The organism is Pseudodesulfovibrio pelocollis (assembly GCF_030282845.1).
GTDB lineage: Bacteria > Desulfobacterota > Desulfovibrionia > Desulfovibrionales > Desulfovibrionaceae > Pseudodesulfovibrio > Pseudodesulfovibrio pelocollis.
Genome location: NZ_JASTWE010000043.1, coordinates 1 through 21,053, shown reverse-complemented (window position 1 = coordinate 21,053; position 21,053 = coordinate 1). Strand labels below are relative to the sequence as shown.

At 66.8% G+C, this 21,053-nt stretch carries 16 protein-coding genes; 7 read left to right on the top strand and 9 right to left on the bottom strand.

Annotation, left to right across the window (positions count from 1 at the left end; translation table 11 throughout):
• Positions 1 to 68 precede the first annotated feature (68 nt).
• Both ercA and QQS14_RS13495 read left to right on the top strand, forming a co-directional pair.
• The gene (gene ercA, locus QQS14_RS13500; protein ID WP_285907534.1) at positions 69 to 1,235 is read left to right on the top strand and encodes an alcohol dehydrogenase-like regulatory protein ErcA; all 1,167 of its coding nucleotides are present in this window, start codon (positions 69 to 71) and stop codon (positions 1,233 to 1,235) included.
• Positions 1,219 to 2,505: a PAS domain-containing sensor histidine kinase gene (locus QQS14_RS13495; RefSeq protein ID WP_285907533.1), complete on the top strand. Its 1,287-nt coding sequence runs from the start codon at positions 1,219 to 1,221 to the stop codon at positions 2,503 to 2,505. The genes ercA and QQS14_RS13495 overlap by 17 nt, the downstream gene beginning before the upstream one ends.
• A 32-nt stretch (positions 2,506 to 2,537) precedes the next feature.
• Here QQS14_RS13495 and QQS14_RS13490 read toward each other — a convergent pair whose 3' ends face one another.
• Positions 2,538 to 3,302 (bottom strand): substrate-binding periplasmic protein, encoded by a 765-nt coding sequence (locus tag QQS14_RS13490; protein ID WP_285907532.1) that lies wholly within the window; start codon positions 3,300 to 3,302, stop codon positions 2,538 to 2,540.
• A gap of 187 nt (positions 3,303 to 3,489) precedes the next feature.
• Between QQS14_RS13490 and QQS14_RS13485 the strand changes: the two genes are divergently transcribed.
• From QQS14_RS13485 to QQS14_RS13465, 5 genes are all read left to right on the top strand, one after another.
• Positions 3,490 to 6,786, top strand: a complete 3,297-nt coding sequence (locus QQS14_RS13485; RefSeq protein ID WP_285907531.1) for a response regulator — start codon at positions 3,490 to 3,492, stop codon at positions 6,784 to 6,786.
• Entirely contained in the window at positions 6,783 to 7,619 is an 837-nt protein-coding gene (locus QQS14_RS13480) for a glycosyltransferase family 2 protein (protein ID WP_285907530.1), read from the top strand. Before QQS14_RS13485 ends, QQS14_RS13480 begins: the two co-directional genes overlap by 4 nt.
• A 55-nt stretch (positions 7,620 to 7,674) precedes the next feature.
• Positions 7,675 to 8,655: an HD-GYP domain-containing protein gene (locus tag QQS14_RS13475; protein ID WP_285907529.1), complete on the top strand. Its 981-nt coding sequence runs from the start codon at positions 7,675 to 7,677 to the stop codon at positions 8,653 to 8,655.
• A gap of 134 nt (positions 8,656 to 8,789) precedes the next feature.
• A complete protein-coding gene (locus QQS14_RS13470; protein WP_285907528.1) occupies positions 8,790 to 9,848 on the top strand; it encodes a GGDEF domain-containing protein in 1,059 nt (352 codons plus the stop codon).
• 54 nt (positions 9,849 to 9,902) lie between these two features.
• Positions 9,903 to 11,102: a hypothetical protein gene (locus QQS14_RS13465; RefSeq protein WP_285907527.1), complete on the top strand. Its 1,200-nt coding sequence runs from the start codon at positions 9,903 to 9,905 to the stop codon at positions 11,100 to 11,102.
• Between the two features lie 29 nt (positions 11,103 to 11,131).
• Here QQS14_RS13465 and QQS14_RS13460 read toward each other — a convergent pair whose 3' ends face one another.
• From QQS14_RS13460 to QQS14_RS13425, 8 genes are all read right to left on the bottom strand, one after another.
• Positions 11,132 to 11,305, bottom strand: coding sequence for a hypothetical protein (locus tag QQS14_RS13460; protein ID WP_285907526.1), 174 nt, complete (start codon positions 11,303 to 11,305; stop codon positions 11,132 to 11,134).
• Positions 11,306 to 11,473: 168 nt separating this feature from the next.
• The gene (locus tag QQS14_RS13455) at positions 11,474 to 12,514 is read right to left on the bottom strand and encodes an HD-GYP domain-containing protein (RefSeq protein ID WP_285907525.1); all 1,041 of its coding nucleotides are present in this window, start codon (positions 12,512 to 12,514) and stop codon (positions 11,474 to 11,476) included.
• A 282-nt stretch (positions 12,515 to 12,796) separates the two neighbouring features.
• Positions 12,797 to 13,039 carry a competence protein ComEC gene (locus QQS14_RS13450; protein ID WP_285907524.1) on the bottom strand — a complete coding sequence of 81 codons (243 nt, stop codon included), beginning with the start codon at positions 13,037 to 13,039 and terminating at the stop codon, positions 12,797 to 12,799.
• A gap of 10 nt (positions 13,040 to 13,049) precedes the next feature.
• A complete protein-coding gene (locus QQS14_RS13445) occupies positions 13,050 to 14,474 on the bottom strand; it encodes a DNA integrity scanning protein DisA nucleotide-binding domain protein (RefSeq protein ID WP_285907523.1) in 1,425 nt (474 codons plus the stop codon).
• Positions 14,475 to 14,590: 116 nt separating this feature from the next.
• The gene (locus tag QQS14_RS13440) at positions 14,591 to 15,427 is read right to left on the bottom strand and encodes a KdsC family phosphatase (RefSeq protein ID WP_285907522.1); all 837 of its coding nucleotides are present in this window, start codon (positions 15,425 to 15,427) and stop codon (positions 14,591 to 14,593) included.
• A 567-nt stretch (positions 15,428 to 15,994) separates the two neighbouring features.
• Positions 15,995 to 19,216, bottom strand: a complete 3,222-nt coding sequence (locus tag QQS14_RS13435; protein WP_285907521.1) for an efflux RND transporter permease subunit — start codon at positions 19,214 to 19,216, stop codon at positions 15,995 to 15,997.
• 30 nt (positions 19,217 to 19,246) lie between these two features.
• Positions 19,247 to 20,329, bottom strand: a complete 1,083-nt coding sequence (locus QQS14_RS13430; protein WP_285907520.1) for an efflux RND transporter periplasmic adaptor subunit — start codon at positions 20,327 to 20,329, stop codon at positions 19,247 to 19,249.
• Positions 20,329 to 20,958 (bottom strand): TetR/AcrR family transcriptional regulator, encoded by a 630-nt coding sequence (locus QQS14_RS13425; protein WP_285907519.1) that lies wholly within the window; start codon positions 20,956 to 20,958, stop codon positions 20,329 to 20,331. The genes QQS14_RS13430 and QQS14_RS13425 overlap by 1 nt, the downstream gene beginning before the upstream one ends.
• Between the last annotated feature and the right edge of the window lie 95 nt (positions 20,959 to 21,053).

The window sequence follows — 21,053 nt, the reverse complement described above, 5'->3', positions numbered from 1 at the left end:
ATCGCCACAGGGAGGGAAGGGCGCGGCACTCGCCGCACGCCCGATGCCCGGCGGCAGGGAGTACGGCCATGTCCGACAACCTCGCGGAACTCAGGAAGTTCGTGGCCCCGGAGTTCGTCTTCGGAGACGGGGCAGGTGCCCTGGCGGGCCAGTTCGCCGCCAATCTTTCGGTCAACAAGGCCCTGATCGTGTCCGATCCCGGGGTGGACCGGCTCGGCCTGCCCAGCCGCATGGCCGACAGCCTGCGCGCCGAGGGAGTGGCCTGCGCCGTGTTCGCAGATGTCTCGGCCAACCCCCGCGACCACGAGATCATGGCCGGAGCCGACGTCTACCGGCGCGAGAAATGCGACGCCATCGTGGCCGTGGGCGGCGGCAGCCCCATGGACTGCGCCAAGGCCATCGGCATCGTCTGCACCAATGACCGCCACGTGCTCGATTTCGAGGGCGTGGACAAGGTGGAGCGGCCCGGCCCGCCGCTCATCTGCATCCCCACCACTGCGGGCACGGCGGCCGACATCTCCCAGTTCTGCATCGTCAACGACACCGGCCGCAGGGTGAAGATCGCCATCGTCTCCAAGACCATGATCCCGGACGTGGCCCTGATCGACCCGGCCCTGACCGTGACCATGGACAAGCACCTCACCGCCCACACCGGGCTGGACGCCCTGACCCACGCGGTGGAGGCCTATGTGTCCAACGCCAGCTCGGCCTTCACCGACCTCAACGCCCTGGAGGCGGTGCGCCTTGTCCGCCGCCACCTGCTGCGGGCCATCGAAGCCCCGGACGACATGGCCGCGCGCACCGGCATGATGCTCGCCTCCACCTATGCGGGGCTCGCCTTCTCCAACGCCATCCTGGGCGCGGTCCACGCCATGGCCCACAGCCTGGGCGGCCTGCTCGACCTGCCCCACGGCCTGTGCAACGCCATCCTCCTGGACCATGTGGCTGATTTCAACCTCGCGGCCGCGCCGGAGCGCTATCGCCAGCTGGGCAACGCCCTGGGCGCGGACATTCCTGCCGGAGCGGACGAGCAAAGGATCAGGCAGTCCACCCTGGGGGCCATCCGGGAACTCAAGCGGGCGGCGGGCGTCACCCAGACCCTGTGCGACCTGGGCATGACCAGCGAGGCACTGCCCCTGCTGGCGCAAAACGCCCTGGCCGACGCCTGCATGCTCACCAACCCGCGCCAACCCACGGCCGACGAGGTCGTCGCCATCTATGAAAAGGCGTGCTGACAGGCCCGCCCCGGACCCGGGCGGCGAACGGGAAAAGCTGATCGGCCTGGGCAGGCGGTCCATCAGCAAGAGCTATTATCCCGAACTCAGGAATCGCCTGGGCGAGCTGGAGCGCTTCCGCTCCCTGCTCGACCGCGTCAGCGATGCCATTTTCGTGGTGGATTGCGCCACCGGCCTGGTGGCCGACGTGTCCGGGGCCACCCCGGCCATGCTCGGCTGCGGCCGGGACGCCGTGGTGGGCCGCCCCTTCAGGGACCTGCTGCCCGAACACATCGCCCGCTACGCGGACAACCTGTTCAATCTCTCCACCGAGACCATGAGCCTGGAAACCGAGTTTCGCCACCCGGCCACGCCCGACCGGCCGCCCGTGCCCGTGGAGATGTCCCTGCGCATCGTGGAACACGGCGAAGCCCGCCAGGCGGTCATCGTGGCCCGCGACATCTCCGAGCGCAAGCGGGGCGAGGAAGCCTTGCGCAGAAGCCACGACGAGCTTGAAATTCGGGTGCGCGAGCGGACCCGGGAACTGGCCCGGGCCAACAAGGCCAAGACCGAGTTCCTGTCCATCGTCTCCCACGAGCTGCGCACGCCGCTGACCTCCATCATCGGCTTTGCCAAGATCATCCGCAAAAAGCTCGGCGAGCGGGTCTTTCCGGCCGTGGACCAAGGGCTGGACCCCAGACTGGGCAGGGAGATGGACCGCATCGCCAGGAACATCGACATCATCGAGGCCGAAGGCGAGCGGCTCACCGCCCTGATCAACGATGTCCTCGACCTGGCCAAGCTGGAGGCCAACAGGGTGGAATACCGCATGGAGTCGCTTGATCCGGCCGACTTCCTGCGCCCGGCCATGGACTCGTCCTCAGCCCTGTTCGAGGGCTCGGACGTGCTGTTTCTGGACGAGGTGGAAAAGGATCTGCCCAGAATCAGGGGTGACCGCCACCGCCTCATACAGGTGATGGTCAACCTCTTCTCCAACGCGGCCAAGTTCACCGGGCAGGGCAGCGTCTCCTGCCGGGCGAGCCGGGTGGGCGATCATCTGCGCTTCAGCGTGGCCGACACGGGCGCGGGCATCGCCCCAGCCCAGCGGGCGGTCATTTTCGACAAGTTCACCCAGGGGCAGGAGAGCCTGGCCGACCGGCCCAGGGGCACAGGCCTTGGCCTGCCCATCTGCAAGCAGATCGTCGAGGACCACCGGGGCCACATATGGGTCGAGAGCGAGCCGGGCCGGGGCAGCGAGTTCATCTTCACCCTGCCCGTCGACGGGGCCTGACCCGAGCGCCCGGCCCGAGCCGTCCGCTTCTGCTAGAAGCGCAGCAGGTAGCGGTGGGCGATGGTCCTGTAGGTGCCGTCCCGGCGCATCTGGGCCATGGCCAGTTCGAGCCGCTGGACCACCTCTTCCATTTCCGGCACGACGGCAGCCCGGGACAGGGCCACATAGGCGGGCTTCTGGGACACGAGCTTTCGCGGCAGGTAGACGATGGAGCTGGTCATGCCCATGTCCTTGAGCCGGTAGTAGGTGACGTCTATGTTCCCCGCGTAGGCGTCCACATCTCCGGCGATGAGGGCGGCCAGGGCCGAGGCCTGATCCGGGAAGTCGCGCACGGTCACGGTCCCTGCGGTCACGGCCGCGTCAAGCTCGTCGCCAAGGGACACGCCGCTCACCCGGGCCACGGTCCTGGCCGCCAGATCGTCGAGGGAACGGAAGGTAAAGCGGCTGCCAACCATGGTGAAGAGCACGAAATCGCTGGTGTGGATAGGCACCGCGTCCAGGAACCGGGCGTAGCGGCTGCGGCCCTCGCCCCGGAACAGGGCAAAGGCCCCGGCGCACTCCCCGGCCTCAAGCATGCGCACCACCTCGTCCCATGGGCGCAGCCGGATGGTGATCTCGATGTCCGCCCGGCGGGCTGCCTCGGTCAGGACATCCACGTCGATGCCCGCCGGACGGCCGCCGGTGAGCATGGAATAGGGCGCGAAATCGATGTCGCCCACAAAGACCAGGGGCTCGGCGTGGGCGGCCGGGGCAAGCAGGGTGACGGCGAGGACCAGAGCGGCAAGGAACATTCGCATGGGGGTGTCTCCAAAAAAATAATGTGAGGGGCGCTCTCCCCTGTAGCGCAAACCCCGGCCGGACACAACGTCCGGGCCGCATAGGGCCGAAACAGGGCCGTTGCACCCCTGGCGCGGCTTCGGCTTCATATTTTCCCGGCAATGGCGTATAGGATGGGAGAGAGAGACTCCCGGGGAGGGCGCACAGATGCCGGAGCGCATCCTGATCATAGACGACTGTCCCGAGTTCGGACGGCTGGTGACCCGCCACATGGAGGGCAAGGGATTCCATGTCCACCTGGCTGCCGACGGCCGGTCCGGGCTGGACGCCTTTGTGGAGCAGCGCTTTTCGGCCGCCCTCATCGACCTCAACCTGCCCGACGTGGACGGGCTGACCGTGCTGGCCGACATGGCCGACCGCACCGACGCCATTCCCCTCATAGTGGTCTCTGGCGCGCGCGGCATCGAGGACGCGGTGCGGGCCGTGCGCCGGGGAGCGTGGGATTTCGTGGTCAAGGACGAGGACGTGCTGGCCGAGCTGGATCAGGCGCTGTTCAAGGGCCTTGAGCGCGCCGCCTACCTGGCGGCCCAGCGCGCCCGGCTCGACCTCGAGATCGCCGAACACCAGCGCACCCAGGAGGCGCTGGGCAACCAGCTGGCCTTTCTCCAGACCATCATCGACGCCGTGCCCAACCAGATATTCTACAAGGACGCCGAGGGGCGCTACATGGGCTGCAACAAGGCGTGGGAGGAATTCGCGGGCCTAACCCGCGAGCAGGTGCTGGGCCGCCGCATCGAGGAGTTCGCCCCACCCGACGAAAGCCCGGTCTTCCTCCAGAAGGACCGCGAACTGCTCGCCTCGGGCGGCCGCCAGGAATACGAACAGGCCACCCTCTTCGGCGGCGTGGAGCGCGACATCCTCATCCGCAAGGCGGTCTTTGACAACCCGGACGGCACCCCGGGGGGCATTGTCGGGGTGCTCACCGACATCACCCGGCAAAAGGGCGTGTCCCGGCGCCTGCAACGCAGCGAAGAGAGGCTGCGCGTCATCATCGAGACCTCACCCCTGCCCATCATCGTGGTGGACATCGCCAGCGGCCAGACCCTGTTCTGCAACACGCGCGGGGCCGAGCTTTTCGGCGTGGAGCGGTCAATGGCCCAGGGCATGTCCACCCGGGGCTTTTATGCCGACGAGGCCGTGCGGGAGGAACTCTTCGGGCACATCCAGCGCCAGGGGCGGCTGGACAACGTCGAGGTGGAGATGGTCCGGGCCGACGGCGGCCGCTTCTGGACCCAAGTCTCGGCCGTGCTCATGGACCTCGACGGCCGCAAGGCCGCCTTCATCACCCTCTGGGACGTGACCGCGCGCAAGGACCTGGAAGAATCGCTGCGCAAGTTCCAGTTCATCGCCAGCGCCTCCCAAGACATGATGACCCTTATCAACAGGCGCTTCGTCTTCGAGGCGGCCAACGAGGCCTACCTGGACCATCACGGCAGGCCCGAGGCCGGGGTCATCGGCCACCCCATTGCCGAGCTGTGGGGCGAAGACGTCTTCGAGAAGGCCATCCGGCCCAGACTAGAGGAATGCTTCACCGGAAAAAGCGTCATCTATCGGGAATGGTTCTCCTTTCCCGTCTCGGGCCGCAGGTTCTACGAGGTGACCATGTACCCCTACTGGGGCGATGTCCACGACGTGACCCACGTGGCCACCGTGACCCGCGACATCACCACCCGCCAGTACAACGAGACCGTGGCCACCATGCTCTACCGCATCTCGGGCGCGGTCAGCACCACCTCTGACCTGGAGGAACTCTACCAGCGCATCCACGCCATCCTCGACGACAACATCGAGGCCGCCAATTTCTTCATCGCCCTGCTCGACAGGGAACGCACCCGGCTCGAATTTCCCTACATCGAGGACGAGAAGGACGACTTCAAGGGCAAGGTTATCGACCTCTCGGCGGAGCACTCGTGCAGCTTCACCGTGGAGGTCATCCGCACCGGCAGGCCGCTTTTGGTGACAAGCCGCGAACTGGCCTTCGTGGACGTGCCCGGCCCGGGCGATCCCGGCCTGCATCCCGTGGACCGGGTGGTGCGCGCCGACTTCCTCGGGGCCAGGGGATGCGGCGTTGACGATACGGTGGGCACCCCCTCGGCCGTGTGGCTGGGCGTGCCGCTCAAGATCAGGGGCGAGGTGGTGGGTGTCATGGCCGTGCAGTCCTACACAGACCCCTACCGCTACACCGCCCGCGACGTGAACCTGCTCACCTCGGTTTCGGAGCAAGTGGCCCTGGCCATCGAGCGCAAGGCCAATGAACGCGACCTGCTCAAGGCCAAGGAGCAGGCCGAGGCCGCCAGCCGCTCCAAGAGCGAATTCCTGGCCAACATGAGCCACGAGATCCGCACCCCCCTCAACGGCGTGCTGGGCATGCTCCAACTGGCCCAGACCACGGACCTGAACGAAATCCAGCGCGACTACGTGGACACGGCCCTGGCCTCGGGCCGCAGCCTGCTGGGCATCATCAACGACATCCTCGACTTCTCCAAGATCGAGGCGGGCAAGCTGGAGGTGATCACCGAGGAGTTCGACCTCTCGCCCTTCCTCGACGACGTGCTGGCCACCTTCCGGGGAGAGGCCCGGGACAAGGGGCTGGCCTTGGGCCTGACCCTTGCCCCCGGCACGCCCGAGCACCTGATCGGCGGCAAGAGCCGGCTGCGTCAGATCCTTTTCAACCTCGTGGGCAACGCCATCAAGTTCACGGACCAGGGCGCGGTGACCATCACGGTCAACCCCCTGGGCCCGGACCCCAGAAATGGGCGCACCCGCCTGCTTTTCAGCATCAGCGACACTGGCATAGGCATCCCTGACGACAAAATGGACCACGTCTTCGAGCCCTTCACCCAGGTGGACGGCTCCTATGTGCGCCGCCACCAGGGGGCGGGGCTGGGCCTTGGCATCGTCAAGCGGCTGGTGGGCCTGCTGGGCGGGGCCATGTGCGTGGAGAGCGAGCAGGGAAACGGCACTACCGTGCATGTAGCCATCGGGTTCGACGCCGCCTCGGGCGCGATCGCGTCCGGCCCTGCGGCCGGGATGACGGCTCGCGAGCCCAGGCCGGGCCGCACCGGACTGCGCCTGCTGGTGGTGGAGGACAACCGCGTCAACCGGCTCATGGCCGCCAGGATGCTGGCCACCATGGGCCATGAGGCGGCCACGGCCAACAACGGCGAGGAGGCATTGGCCCTGCTTGAGCGCGAGCCCTTTGACGCGGTCTTCATGGACATCCAGATGCCCGGCATGAACGGGGTCCAGGCCACCCGCCGCATCCGCGAAGCCGGGCCGGGCTCGGCCATGAACCCGGCCATCCCCATCATCGCCATCACGGCCCACGCCATGGCGGGCGACAGGGAAATCTTCCTTGAGGGCGGCATGGACGACTATATCGCCAAACCCGTGGAACGCGCCGAACTTGAGGCGGTCCTGGCCAGGCTCTTCCCGGCGTCATGAGTCTGCCCACCCTGTCCATCATCGTGCCCAACCACAACTACGGGCGATTTTTCCCCCGGCTGGCCGCCAGCCTGGCCGGGCAGACGCGCGGCCTGGACGATGTCGAACTGATCCTGGTGGACGACGGCTCCACCGACGACTCCCGCCGGGCTGGCGACGCGCTGGCGGGGCTACCCCTGGCCCGGTTCACGGCCCTGTGGCTCGACCGCCACGGCCGCCCCGGCCCGGTGCGCAACGCTGGGTTTGCCAAGGCCAGCGCCCCCCTCGTCCTCTGCCTGGACCCGGACGACATCCCGGGGCCGGATTTCCTGGCCGCCTGCCTCGACGCCTTGGCCGTCCGCCAGGACATCCAGCTGGCCTACACCGACTACACCCACGCCGAGGACGGCCAGACCCGGGACGTGGCCCTGCCCGACTTCGACCCCGCCCTGCTGCGCGTGCAGAACATCCTGCCCCCGGCGGCCGTGATCCGCCGTCAGGTATGGGAGGCCTCGGCCGGATACCGCCACAACACGGCCTACGAGGACTGGGATTTCTGGGTCCAGGCCGCGGCAAACGGCTTCGGCTTTGTCCGGGTGCCGGGCGCGCGCTTTGTCCACGCCATGCACGGGACCAACTTCTCCTATGCGGCCAGGCAGGAAGACGGCCGGGCCAAGGCGGCCATCGTCCTGAACACCCCCCACTTCTTCCCGGCCGGGGTGCGCCACTGGGCAGCCGCGGTGCTGGCGGGCGACCCCTGGGCCGACCCCGGCCCGCGCGGCATCATCCCCACCCTCGACGTCGCCCGGGCCATGCTCGGCCGGGCCAAGGCAGGACCGGACCGCACTCTCTAGATTTTCTCGTGATTTTCGCTGGCGTTCCGATTGCAGTTGGGATAATTTCCCGCCAATGGGACTGAACACCCGCGCCGCCCGGCCGGTATCCTACTTCCCCGTCTCCCCGGTGATGCTCTTCCCGGAGGCGTTGGGGGATTTTTCCGTCTACCTCTGGCAGGGAGGGGACTTCGTCCTCTACACCGCCTCGGGCCAGAAGTTCACCCCCCGCCACCGCAAGGTGCTCCACGACAACGGGGTGCGCGAGGTCTATGTCCAAAGCTCGGAAAAACCGCAGTACGAGCTGTACATCGAGCGCAACCTGGGCACCATCCTGCTGGACGAGACCCTGCCCATCGAGGTCCGCTCCCAGGTCTTCTACGAGGCGTCCAACGTGGTCATGCAGGACATCTTCGACCACAAGCTGCCAAGCGGCGTCCGGGCCAGGCACTTCGACCGGGTCACCGAGATCGTGCGCAGCTCCATCCGCTTCCTGGCCTCGGACAAGTCCCTGGCCGCCGTGGCCCCCTTCATCTCCCATGACTACAAGACCTACACCCACTGCATGCACGTGTTCATCTATTCGGTGGCCGTGTTCCAGGCCAGCGGCATGAGCGATGGTGACACCTTCGAGTGCGGGCTGGGCGCGCTGCTGCACGACATCGGCAAGGCCAGGATTCCGCGCCGCATCCTGAACAAGCGCGGCGCCCTGACCCAGGCCGAGCGCGAGGTGATCAAGGAGCACCCGGTACACGGCGTGTCCATGTGCTCGCATCTGCCCATGACCCAGAACACCATCAACTGCATCCTCTTCCACCACGAAAAACTCGACGGCACCGGCTATCCCGGGGGGCTCAAGAACGAACACATCCCCCTGCCCGTGCGCATCATATCCATGGCCGACATCTACGACGCCCTGACCACGGCCCGCCCCTACGCCGACGCCATGCCCCCCTACGAAGCCCTGACCCTCATCCGCCACCAGATGCGCGACGGCGTTGACATGGATGTCTTCCGGCGTTTCGTGGCCGTCCTGAGCGGCGCGGACATGCTCTAAGCCCGAGTCCGGCCGCCTTTTCCCTTTGCCTTGCGGCGACTTCTGACCTATGCTTCGGGCATGGCTGGAAAACTGGTGGCCCGGCGCGACACGCCAGCATCGCCGACCCGCAGCCAGCCACCCAAGGAGGCCCGATGACCCTCGACAGGCGCTGCACGACCATGAGCGAGCTTGAGGAGGTCCTGTCCCACTTCGGCATCAATGACCCGGACTGGGTGGCCGTGGTCCTGTTCGTGCGCAATCTCCTGGCCCGGCTCTCCATCTACACCGACGAGAAAAAGGCCGAAATCCAGCGCGAAATCCTGGCCGAGCTGGCCAAGGGCGACTTCACCGACGAACACCTCGACGAGATCATCGCCATGCTCGACATGCACATCATGCAGACCATCGGCACCCTTGAGCTTGAGGAGGCCCTGGCCCAGGAGAAGCGCTCGGCCACGGAACTGGTCAACGAGATGAATGGCATCATCGACTCCATGCAGGGCCACGGCGAACGGCAGAACCGCAGGCTCGACGACTTTCGCGAAAACACCGTGGGGGTCATCCAGTCGGGCAAGGACCGGGCCCATATCGTGGCCCGGGTGCGCGGCATGTTCCAGGAATTGATCGTGGAGTTTCGCGAGGAGGCGCGCGAGCTTGAAGAGCGCGCCAGGATGCTGGAGCACACGGCCAACTTCGACCCCCTGCTCACCGAGCTGCACAACCGCCGCGCCCTGGACTCCCACGTCCAGGCTGCGGTGCTGGCCCAGGCCAAGGGCCTGTCCGGCCCCATCTCGCTGATGATGATCGACGTGGACCACTTCAAGCTGGTCAACGACACCTACGGCCACCAGGCGGGCGACGACGTGCTGCACGCCCTGGCCCGGATCATCACGGCCCACGCGGTCCAGTACCAGGGTTTCGCAGCCCGCTACGGCGGCGAGGAGCTGGTGGTGGCGGTGCGCAACATGGACCTGGACAAGGCCGTGGTCAAGGCCGAGGCCATCCGCATGAATGTGGAGCGATACGATTTCCGCATCCGCACCGATGGCCGCCTGTCCGAAACCTCGCTCCAGTTCACGGTCTCCATCGGCGTGGCGCAGTGCCTGCCGGGCTGGGATGCGGGCCGCCTCATCAGCGCGGCGGACACGGCCATGTATCAGGCCAAAAGCATGGGCCGCAACCGGGTCTGCGCCTATCGCGAACCGCGCTGATCCGCAAGCTTCCGAAAGGCGACGAAACAATAAACGCTTATTATTGAACACAAAATGACTTGCCGATTGTGGAAATCGCGATTGCGCCTGCTGGCCGTGGTCATCGCTCTCCTGGCCTGGGCCGGAGTTGCCCCGGGGCAGGCCACGGCCCCCGGAGCCGGGCAGAACGACGAGTCCCCGGAGGCCGTGGATGGCAGGCCCATGGTGGTCCTGCTCCACGGCGCGGACAGGCCCGATGAGCGGACCCGGGCCCTGGCGCGATCCCTGGCCGACGGCCTGGGCGATCCCGGCTCGGTGGTGGCCGTGCTCCTCGGCTCCCAGGAGCGGGGTGACGACCATTTCCACGCCCGCTTCGAGGCCCTGCGCGGGGCCTGGGGCGACGGCTCGCCCACTGCGGTGGTGGCTGACGGCGAATCCGCCTTTGCCTTCATGCGCAAGTACCGCGACAACTTGTTCGCCTCTGCCCCGGTCTTCTATTGCGGCATGGCCGCGCCCCCTCCGGAATACCTGTTCCAGTGCGGTGAATGCACCGGCCTGCCCGAGGCAGAGGACCCGGCCGCCGCCTTGGACCTCATTTTCCGGCTGCGGCCCCAGACACGGCTGGTGGTGGGCATTGCGGACGGCTCGTCCGAGAGTGTGGCCCGGATGCGGGCGGTCAGGGAGTCAATGGAACTGATGGACGCCGCATCCCGGGGGGACACCCGGATCATCTTCCCGGGCCACGAGCCCGGCGATGACGGCGGGCTGACCCTGGCCGGGCTGCGTGGCGCGGCCCACGGCGTGCCCCCCTCGGGCGGGGTTGCGCTGTTTCTCGGCTATGCAAGGGACCCCCGGGGCAACCCCGTGGACGAGTCCCAGGCCGTGGCCATGCTCGCCGCCCGGAGTGCAGGGCCTGTCTTTGCCCTGTCCGACCGCCATCTCGGCGCGGGTGTGGCCTGCGCCGCGACCGTGCCGGCCAGCGACCTGGGACACTCCCTGGCCGGACTGGTGCTACGCGCGGCAGCTGGCGAGGCAGTCGGCGAGATGCTGCCCGAACCCCTGGCGTCCCGGCCGGTCATCGACATGGCGACCCTGGCCCGGTACGGCGTCCCGGCCCATCGCCTGCCGGAAAACGCCCTGGTGCTCAACGAGGTGTTCCGGCCGGACGAGACGGCCGAGGCCCTGCCCGCCGGGCTGGGCGTGGCCGCCCTGGTGGTGGCCGGGCTGGCCGGGCTCTATCTGCTGCTCAGGCGTCTGGCCTTTCGCAGGGACTAGGCCCCTGCCCGGCTCTCCCGCCTCAGCGCCTACATCTTGACCAGATCATACAGGCAGACGGCCTGGACAGCCACCATGAGCGCCACCGAGGCTGTGGCCACATAGACCATGCGGCGGGTCTCGCGCCCGACCCTGGCGCTGATTTCAGCCATTTGGCCGGACACGTATTCGTGGGTGTATGTTCCGTGTTTGAACCAGAGCATGGTGCCTCCCGGGTTTGATGGCCCGCGCTGGAATGCGGGCCGTTTCCGAGCACCCTAGCTGGCTCGCTCCGCACGGCGCGACCGCATTTGTGACGCGCGCCTGACTCGCCGGTCGATATTTGACGACAGGTCGGTGACGGCGCGGGCTCCGGGTTGGGAGAGGGTGGCTCAGGCCGGTTCAAGGGTGGAGGGAACGGTCTGGAGAAAGCGAACCAGGGCGCGGCAGACGGTCTGGTCGTAATGCCGCTCGTTGCCCACCAGCTCGGCAGCGGCGTTGATGGGCGCAATGCCCTGGCGCACGGCCTTGCCCGTGACCATGGCGCTGTAGGAGTCGGCCACGGCCGCGATGCGCCCCAGGCGCCCGATGGCGTCGCCCGACAGCCCGGCAGGATAGCCGGTGCCGTTGAGCCGCTCGTGATGCTGGCTGACCGGCTCGCGGATCTCGGGCCGGGTCAGGTTGAGGCGGGAAAGGATGTCGAGCCCGAACCGGGGATGCTCGCGCATGGTCCGCTGCTCACTCGGCGTCAGCTGATTGGGCCGGGCGATCATCATGGGCGAGACCCGGGTCATGCCGATGTCGTAGACAAAGAAACCCAGGGCCACGGTTTCGAGCATCTCAAGCATGATCTCGCCCTTGTGCAGGTGCAGGTACACGGCCAGGGCCATGAGGGAGCCGTTGATGCGGCGGCGCTCCGGGGCCAGGTCGCAGTGCAGGTGATGGGCCACGATGCTCATGCGCCGACTGTCCTCAACGAGGTGGATGCAGAAGTCGGCAATGGCCCGGGTCAGGCTGTCCAGCTCCCGGGACATGGGGTGGGCAAAGAACTCGTCCTGCCTGCGCGACAGTTCGCCGACAAAGACCAGTCCCTTCTCGTCCCAGGTCAGGTTGGGGTCGTCCAAGGCGGTATTGAGATCACAGGCCACGCAGGCCGCGTACTGGGCGATCTGGTTGCGCGAGAAGAAGAGCGTTCCCTGCTCGCTCATGACCAGCACCCGTTCGCGCAGCCGCCGGTCCACCTGTCGCCCGACGCGGTAGACCGGGCTCAGGGACTGGATGTCCTCGCGCCAGCGGTACAGGTCCACGGGATAGCGATCCGGCGGAAAACAGGCCAGGATGTGGGGATCTATCTGATTGTATTCCTCGACATTCGGGCCTTCGCCCGTCTCGATCCTGCCGCCGATGCCGAGGATGTCACGCTGTATCGCCATGCAACACCTTGCCAGGTTGTTCAAAAACGTCCGGTTGCTGCGTTGCTTCAAAAAGGTCAAACCCTCGCGTACAGGAAGTACGCTTCGGCCTTGACCTTTTTTCGCGCCTATCGTTGCTGTCCTGATCCGTAGGATTCACCGAAGACGGCTCATCAACGGCTCAAGGCTGCACTCGAACATTTTTGAACAGCCTGAGATAACAACTTTCTACACCCAGTTGAGGGTTGCAACTCCGGGAACCATTCCCATATCCGCCAAATGCCCTTTCGTCGAGCCCCGTCTTCAGCCCAGAACCGCACACAGGGCCGCCACGGTCCACAATGCCCCGCAGGCAGCTGCCGTCGCCGGGATCATCCACCAGCGCAGTTGCACGGCCCGGCCGCGCAGACGGAAGGTGCCGCAGCAGGTGAACAGGCTGACGATCATCTGGACCAGCAGGCCGGAAGCGGCCAGGGCAGGCAGGGCCGCGATCCAGAAGACGGGATCAACAAGCCACGACCCGGCCAAAGGAGCGCCGGAGGTCACGCCCGCCGCCTCAACTCATGATCCATTCCACCAGCAGGGGCGGCCGGGCCATCCGGCCGGGCTGACGGAACCGACAGGCCGCGGTCAGCTCCATGCCGCCCTTGATGATGGACACGGGCCGGTCCGAGGACACGACCACCACCAAGATGTCCTCGTGCTCGGCGGTGAAGCGCAGGGCCGAGTTGTAGCGGGCCCCGCGCGCCCGGTTCTCTCCCGGCACGGCCCGGCCGTCCATGAGGCAGGCAAAACCGTGCAACTTCAGGTCGCGGCCCAGGTGGAGCGCGCCGTCGAGCTTGGCCAGGGAGCAGGCCAGCTTGAGTTGGCCGCTGTCGCGCAGATCAAGGGGCTGCTCCAGGTGCTGTCCGGACATGTGCAGGCGCTCCTCCCCGGTGTCGATGACCAGGGTGCAGCCGTGCTTGCGGTCGCGCACCCGGTTGACCATGAGTTGGGCGATCTGCATCAGGGTGTGCTGGTCCTCCATGGGCATGTCGGTCTCCAGCAGCAGTTCCTCCAGATGCACCAGATTGGCCCGCCTGTTTGAGGAGTGGAACCCGCCGTCCTGAAAGCTGCACACCAATTCGTCGCGCAGCCACAGGAAGCCGTGGGTGCCGCTGAACTGGGCGGTCAGATACGCGCCGGGCATGGCCCCGATGGCGATGCCGAGCAGCCGTTCTCCGTCGGAGACCAGCACCCGGCCCGAGTCCTCCACTGCCTGGAGCAGCTTGCGCACATGCTTGCGGTGGCCCAGCATGGGCTGCTCGTGGGCCGGAAAGCGGCAGATGAAGCGCACCTGCGCCAGCTGGCCCGGCTCCACCACCACCAGCCGCCCCCGGGGCCGCGCCCCTTCCTCCTGGGTGCCGGAAACCCCGAGCACCGCGTCAAGGAAGGGATAGATGCGCACATGGGTGTCAAGCCAACCCATGCGGCTGCGCTCGTCCACGATATAGTCGCGCACCGCGTGGGTGGCGCAGTGCTGGAGCACGAACCCCGTGGTCTCAAGGCTCATGACGTCGCGGATGGCGAAATTCTGGGACATGAGTCCGGCCGCGTATTCGAGCCAGCGCTTGGTGGGCCCCACCGAGCACATGCCCGGATGCTCGTCCGTGAACCACATCTGGTAGTGGATGGGGGTCGAGCGCGCCCCCAGGGCGATGGCTCCGGCCAGGTCCAGCCCGGCCTCGGCCGCCTCGATCAGTTCCAGGTGGCGTCCGGGCACGGCCTTCCCCCGCCATGCGTTGGAGTAGATGTAGTAATCCCGGAGTTTTGGCTCGTGCCCGTCCAGCAGCCCCTGCGGGTCGCTGATGCGCGGCGGCGAGTCCGGCCCCACTGCGTAAATCAGGGCGGCCCGGCTCGGCGGCGAGAAATGGGACAGCCCGTCGCACAGGCCGTCCATGAGATGGGAGATGCAGATGTTCTCGAAGGACGCGGTTTCCATGCCGTCTCCAGGTGGGTCCGCGTGCCGCGAATCGGACACGTCTGGTATCTGATTAGGCTGAAACCGACAAGAATGTCCAGCAGCGAACGCGACATAGGGTTCCTGCGCCCCGGGGTTCACCCCCGGGCCGCAGCCAGCAGGTCGGCAAGCTCCCGGATCACGCCATGCCCGCCCCGGGCCGAGGTGACGTATCCGGCCAGGGCCTCCACCGCCGGGTGCGCGTCGGCCGGGGCCACCCGGAATCCAGCCAGGGCCATGGCCCCGGCATCATTGACGTCGTTGCCCACAAACAGGACCTCGGCCAGGGACACGCCCCGCCGCTTGGCCAGGGCCGTCAGCGCCGCCGCCTTGTCGGCCACCCCGGTCTCGGCGTCAAGACCGATCTTGGCGGCCCGGGCCAGGACCACCGGATTGGTCTCGGTGCTTAAGATGCACTGGTCCACCCCCAGGCCACGGATCATGCCCACGCCCAGGCCGTCGCTGCGGTTGGCGGCCACGGACTCGCGGCCGTCCTGGTCCATGAAGACGCGGTTGTCGGTCATGACCCCGTCAAAATCGTACACCACAAGCCGCACCCGCTCGACGCCCGGCAGCCCGCGCTCCTCAAGCAGCACCAGTTCGCCGTCCGGCCCGCGATACAGCCGCGCGTCCCCGAGCCGATGGCTTGCAGGTCCGCTCCTCCCTGCCTCGCTGGCGGCCTTGAAAGCGGTCTCAATGGCGGCCCCTGCATCGGCCACATCGGCCACCATCAGCCGCAGCACCAGCCCGGTGGCCGCTCCCTGACCGGCCTGCGCCCCCCCTGCCCCGGCCGCCCGCACCAGACGCAGGGACTGGCCAAAGGGCCCAAGCAGCAGCAGGCCCGGCACGGCCGCCCCCCCCGGCTCGGGCACGGGCTCAAAGCCCAGCCTGCCGTAAAAGGCGAGGGACGCCTCCACATCGCCCGCAAGCAACACGGTCTGTCCAGATATTGCATGCAAAGTCGGAGAGTTGCCAGTCATGTTCGGCTCCTTGCCGTTGTTCATTGTCGTGGCCGCAGCAGCCGCACGATACCCGCCCATGGCCGCGCAGGCAACACCCGCGCCCGCCCAGGAGCATCGCCAACCCGTGGCCTCGGCAGGCTCGCCAGCCAGACCGCGCCCACTGCCGAGACCCCCGCCCGCCCGAGAAATTTTTTCCTGATGACGCACAGCCGGACTCTTCGCTCTCACGGCACCGCAATCCGCGCCCACCATGCCCAGTTTTTGTGAACAAGAATCATTCTTTTCATCAATCCAGCTAGATCGGCCAGTTTCTAGGTTTTGTCTAGAAAATCTCTAGGCGGGTTTGGGGTCGTGTTTTCCCGGCTTGCGCCGCGCTTTCAGGGATGGGCAGGCTGCCGTGAGGCAGGGCAGTGGTTTCCGGCGATGTCGCGCCATGCTTTGGCCGGACGGGTTGCCGGGCTGCCCGGGGTTGGCGCTGCGCTTTTGGCCGGTTTTGCGAACGCCTGCGCGACAAACCACCATATTTGCGGCCCCATCCGGCTAGCCGGGATCGCCGTCGCCCAGGCCGAGCTTTTCGGCGCGGCGCTGTTCCTGGCGCTCCTTGCGGCGCATGAGCAGGTCCCATTCGATGGGCATGACGAACAGGGTCAGGGTGGTGGCCACGCACAGACCGGTGACAAAGGTGGTGGCCATGGTCCCCCAGACCAGGGAGTAGTAGGGAATGCCAAGGGCCATGGGCAGCAGGCCCAGGGTGGTGGTCAGGGTGGTCAGCAGGATGGGCCGCAGCCTGATGCGCACCCCCTCGCGGATGGCCTCGGCCCGGGTGTAGCCCGCGGCATAGAGCCTGTTCATGAAGTCCAGGAGCACCAGGGAGCCGTTGACCACCACCCCGGCCACACCCACGGTGGCGATGAAGCTGTTGACCGTGAACAGGGAGCGCGTCAGGAAGGTGCCAAAAACCACGCCGATCAGGGCAAAGGCCACGGCCGAGAGGATGACCACCGGCTGCGTGTAGGACTGGAACTGGCAGGCCAGGATGGTGTAGATGAGCATGATGGCGATGAAAAACGCATACATGAGCGAGGTGAAGGAGCGGCCCGTTGACTCGAACTCCCCGGCGAAGTCCAGCTTGGCCCCGGGGTAGTCGGCCCGGATGGAGTCATAGAAAAGCCGCACGTCGTGGACCACGCTCTGGGCGCTGACAGGCGCGCCCGGCCTGATGTTGGCCGTGAGCGTCACCGAGCGCTGGCCCTGGAAGCGGCTCAGCTCGCCCGGTTCGCGGTAGGCGCGCACCTCCACCAGATCGCCCAGGCGCACCGGGCCGTCCGCGTCCTCGATCACCGGGATGTCCAGCGCGTCCTCGGGCTCGGCCACGAAGCGGCCGTCGATCTTCAGCCGCACATTGACATCCTCGTCAGCGGTGCGGAACTTGCCCACGAACCGGCCGTCGAGCACCCCGCCAGCCAGGGCCGCCACCTCGGCCGGGGTCAGTCCGTGCTCGGCGATGCGGGCTGACAGCGGGCTGAACCGGAAGATGCGGTTGTCCGAGCCCGTGTCGGCCCCGAAATCAATGAGATGCGGGGCGATGCGGTCATTGGCCGTGATCCAGGTGGCCACCGTGTCCTTGAGCCCGGCCACGGCAGCCGGGTCAGGCCCGAGCACCCGGATGTTCAGATCCTTGCCCGCTGGCGGCCCGCCCTTCTCGGCCCATATCTTCAGCGTCCAGCCGCCCTCGGCAAAGGGCGCGAGCCGGGCGCGCACCGCGTCGAGCATCTTCAGGGGATCGTTGTCCGGGGTGTCGATGAAATCCTGATCGCCCTTGTCCGGCAGTTCCACGATGACGATGGCCCGGTTCGAGCCGAAGACATTCTCGTAGTCCTCGTTGATGTCCATGCCGCCAAGGGCCGAGGTCGCCATGGTGGTGCCCGGTCCGAAGTCCATGATGGCGCGGGAGACGGCCTTGGCCTTCTCGGACGCGACGCGCACGTCCGTGCCCACCGGGCCCTCCATGGACACGTAATACAGGGTGTACTCGTCCGGGAAGAACTTGATGCGCAGGAGCGGCAGGGTTCCTGTCACCGAGACCAGCAGCATGACGATGGCCAGGACAAAGGAGCCGAAGACCACGCCCAGGGTCTTCCACCTGTGGCGCATGGTCACGGCCAGCACCGCCTCGGTCCAGCCCCGCAGGGCCACGAGAAACCGGGGGTCCGTGGCCCGGCGGCCATGGGTGCGCGCCTCCTTCTCCAGCTTGTCCGCGCCCGGCCAGTCCATGAAGTGGGCGGGCAGGATGAACAGGCACTCGATGAGGGACGCGCCGATGGCAAAGGACACGGCCTTGGGCACCAGCGCGAAGAACTCGCCGATGGACCCGGTCATGATCAGCATGGGCAGGAAGGCGGCCATGGTGGTGGACGTGGCCGCGAGCACGGGCAGGAAGACCTCGCTGGTGCCGTCCACCACGGCCTCGCGCAGCCGTTTGCCCTCCTGGACGTGGCGGTAGATGTTCTCCACCACCACGATGGCGTCGTCCACGATGATGCCGCTGACCAGGACGAAGGAGAACAGGGTGATTTCGTTGAGAGAGTTGCCGGTCAGGCGCATGATGACCATGGTCACCATGAAGGCGAAGGGCACGCCCACCGTGGTCAGGGCGGCGTTGCGAAAACCCATGACCAGCCAGATGCACACGCAGACCAGGGTGATGCCCACCAGCAGGTTGGAGCCAAGGGTGTTGATGTTCTCGTTGATGTTGAGGCGCTGGTCCTGGGTCAGCACGGCCTCCACGCCCTCGGTATCGAGCACCGGGCCGAACTCGGCCACCACCCGCTCCACCTCTGCGCCGATGTCCAGGGCGTTGCCCTCGGGGGTCTTGATGATCTTGATGGACACCGCGTCCCGGCCATTGACCGAGGAGATGACAACCGGGTCGCGGTAGTCGATGGCCGCCCGGCTCATGACATCGCCCACGGTGACAAAGGAGCCGTCGAGGTCACGCCGGATGATGGTGGCGGCCACGGCGTCGCGCGAGCGGAACTTCTCGTCCACCACAAGCACGTACTCGCCGGAATCGCTGACAAAGGAACCGGCCGGAACAGAGACGTTGGCCGCCTCAAGGGCCCTGGCCGTCTCGTCGAAGGTCACGCCGAGCTGCATCATCTTGCCCGGGTCCAGGGTGACGTGAAATTCGCGCGTGTACTCGCCGTCGATCTTCACCTCCTTGACGCCGGGGATGCGCTGCAAGGGGATCTTCATCTCCTTGGCCATCAGTGTCAGGGCGCGGTTGGAGCGCTCGCCCACAAGGTTCACGGAGATGACAGGCAGCCACTCGCTGATGCGGACCACGGTGAAGGTGGGCGGGTCCATGTCCCGGGGCAGGTCGTTCTGGATGGATAACACTCTGAAGCGCAATTCGTCATACAAAGCGTCATAGTCAGTGTCGTCAAGAAACTTGACCAGGATGGAAACGCGCTGGCGGAACGAGCGGGATCGGACGAATTCCACATTTTCCAGGTCTTCAAGGGCGTCTTCGATCTTGCGGGTGACGAGCATTTCCATCTCGTCCGGGCTGGCTCCGGGCAGGAAGGCGCTGATGATCACCTTGCCCATGCGCACGTCCGGGTAGCGCTCCACCGGCAGGGAGAAAAGACAAAACACCCCGGCCACCGTGAGCACCACGAAGACCAGGTTGACGAAAACCTTCTGCCCCAGAGTCAGGCTCACCAGCCCACGAATGAACGAATTGCTGCCCGCTGCCGCCATTGTCCGTCTCCTGATTGGGTGCTGCCCGTCCTAGGGGTACAGCAGGAAGGTGTCGCCCGGTCTCACATCCTGGCCGCTGACCCGGCGCATGCCGCCCTCGGCCGAGCCCAGCAGGACCACATGGACCCGCTCGCCGTCCGGGGTCATGAGAAAGTGCTCCTCGTAGGCCTTGATCAGGGCCGAGGCCGGGACCAGCACGGCCCCTCCCGGGTCCAGCAAGTCGAGGGACAATTCCACGCGCAACCCGCCCCGGAACTCGAAGTCGCCGCTGGCGATCTCCAGGTCCACGTTGATCTTGCGGCTCTGGGCGTCAAATCCGGGCGAGACGCGGGCCACGGTGGCGGCCACGTCCTGGCCCAGATCCGTCAGGCGCAGCGTCACCTCGCTCCCCTTGGGGCCAAGGGCGCGATACTCCTCGCTCGCCAGGGCAAAGGGCACCAGGAGCACGTCGAACCGGCCCAGCTCGGCCACCTTGGCCCCGTTGGTCAGCCACTCGCCCGGCTCGATGAACCGGCTGACCACCTGCCAGCCCGGAGGGCCGAGGAGCGAAAACCGCTTCATGCGCTCCACCAGCACCCGCTCCTCGATCTGCTTGGCCCGCAGCTGCTGCAGGGCTGACTGGTGCGCCCGGATATTGTTGTCCAGCGTGGACTGGGGCGCATTGTTGCTGCGCACCAGTTGCTCGTAGCGCTCCATCTCTTTTTTGGAATAGGTCAACTCGCTCTGCAACCGTTGCTGGTCTGCCCGGTTGCCCTGAAGATCAAGCTCGATGAAGGTGGTGTCCAGCTCGGCAAAGAGCCCGTGTTCGCCCAGGGTGTCGCCCACGTCGGCCACCACCTTGTGGACCCGGCCCGATTCCTCGGAGACCAGGGTCATCAGCGTGCGCGCCCGGGTGAACCCGGTCAGGGTCGTGCGGCGCGGCGCGGCCTCGGCCACGAACACCTCGCCCTGACGGGCCGCATCCTCTTCAGCCGCCCGAGGCGCCTCCCTCAGTGCGGCCTGTGCTTCGGGCGCGGCCACCGGTGTCGCGTCCCGCGCAACCTCCTCGTCGCCAATGCACCCGGACAGAAACAGGACCATGGCCACGGCCACCAGCGCATCTTTCCAACGCATCACTTCGCCTCCCCGCCACCGCACCGGCCCGGCCGCAGCATGAAATCCACTATCCCGGCAACCAGCGTCTCCACATCCACATCCCCGGCCAGCACCGCCACCCGGCCGGACCGGATGAGCTGCGCCAGTCCATGCACCCCGGACCACAGCGCAAAGGCCACGACATCCGCATCGGCCTCGCCGAACAGGCCAGCGGCCACGGCCTGCTCCACAGTCTCTTGGAACAAATCATGTGATTCCAGGGAACTGGCAGCCAGGTCGCCCTCCAGGTCCACCTCGCTGCAATCCGTGCAGAACATCAGCTGATAATACTCCGGCTCTTCCATGGCGAACCGCAGGTAGGCCACACCCTCCACGCGCATGCGCGCAAGCACGTCCGAATGCTCGCGCACCCTGGCCCGCTGCCCGGCTACGTACCTATCAAACCCCTCGGCCCGCAAGGTCGAGAGTATTTCGCGCTTGTTGCTGAAATATCTGTAGATTGCTGCCGGAGAATAGTCGATGGCCCCGGCAATGCGGCGCATGGACACATTGTCGAACCCCTCACGCACAAACAGCTGCCGGGCCGCATCCAATATCAGCCGCCGCATCCGGCCCCTGTCGCGCTCACGCCTTGGTTTTCTGCTCATCCGCGATCATCTAGCAAACACCGTTCACAAAGTAAACAGTGTTCAGGGTGGGGTGGGGGTGGATGATTCCGGGGGGGGGGGGGGGGGGGGGGGGG

Bases quoted from the DNA above. Each gene is read 5' to 3' on its own strand.
- QQS14_RS13435 (WP_285907521.1), bottom strand. From the start codon at position 19,216: ATGGCGGCAGCGGGCAGCAATTCGTTCATTCGTGGGCTGGTGAGCCTG.
- QQS14_RS13495 (WP_285907533.1), top strand. From the start codon at position 1,219: ATGAAAAGGCGTGCTGACAGGCCCGCCCCGGACCCGGGCGGCGAACGG.
- QQS14_RS13475 (WP_285907529.1), top strand. From the start codon at position 7,675: ATGGGACTGAACACCCGCGCCGCCCGGCCGGTATCCTACTTCCCCGTC.
- QQS14_RS13455 (WP_285907525.1), bottom strand. From the start codon at position 12,514: ATGGCGATACAGCGTGACATCCTCGGCATCGGCGGCAGGATCGAGACG.
- QQS14_RS13445 (WP_285907523.1), bottom strand. From the start codon at position 14,474: ATGGAAACCGCGTCCTTCGAGAACATCTGCATCTCCCATCTCATGGAC.
- QQS14_RS13425 (WP_285907519.1), bottom strand. From the start codon at position 20,958: ATGAGCAGAAAACCAAGGCGTGAGCGCGACAGGGGCCGGATGCGGCGG.
- QQS14_RS13480 (WP_285907530.1), top strand. From the start codon at position 6,783: ATGAGTCTGCCCACCCTGTCCATCATCGTGCCCAACCACAACTACGGG.
- QQS14_RS13470 (WP_285907528.1), top strand. From the start codon at position 8,790: ATGACCCTCGACAGGCGCTGCACGACCATGAGCGAGCTTGAGGAGGTC.
- QQS14_RS13460 (WP_285907526.1), bottom strand. From the start codon at position 11,305: ATGCTCTGGTTCAAACACGGAACATACACCCACGAATACGTGTCCGGC.
- ercA (WP_285907534.1), top strand. From the start codon at position 69: ATGTCCGACAACCTCGCGGAACTCAGGAAGTTCGTGGCCCCGGAGTTC.
- QQS14_RS13465 (WP_285907527.1), top strand. From the start codon at position 9,903: ATGACTTGCCGATTGTGGAAATCGCGATTGCGCCTGCTGGCCGTGGTC.
- QQS14_RS13430 (WP_285907520.1), bottom strand. From the start codon at position 20,329: ATGCGTTGGAAAGATGCGCTGGTGGCCGTGGCCATGGTCCTGTTTCTG.
- QQS14_RS13485 (WP_285907531.1), top strand. From the start codon at position 3,490: ATGCCGGAGCGCATCCTGATCATAGACGACTGTCCCGAGTTCGGACGG.
- QQS14_RS13490 (WP_285907532.1), bottom strand. From the start codon at position 3,302: ATGCGAATGTTCCTTGCCGCTCTGGTCCTCGCCGTCACCCTGCTTGCC.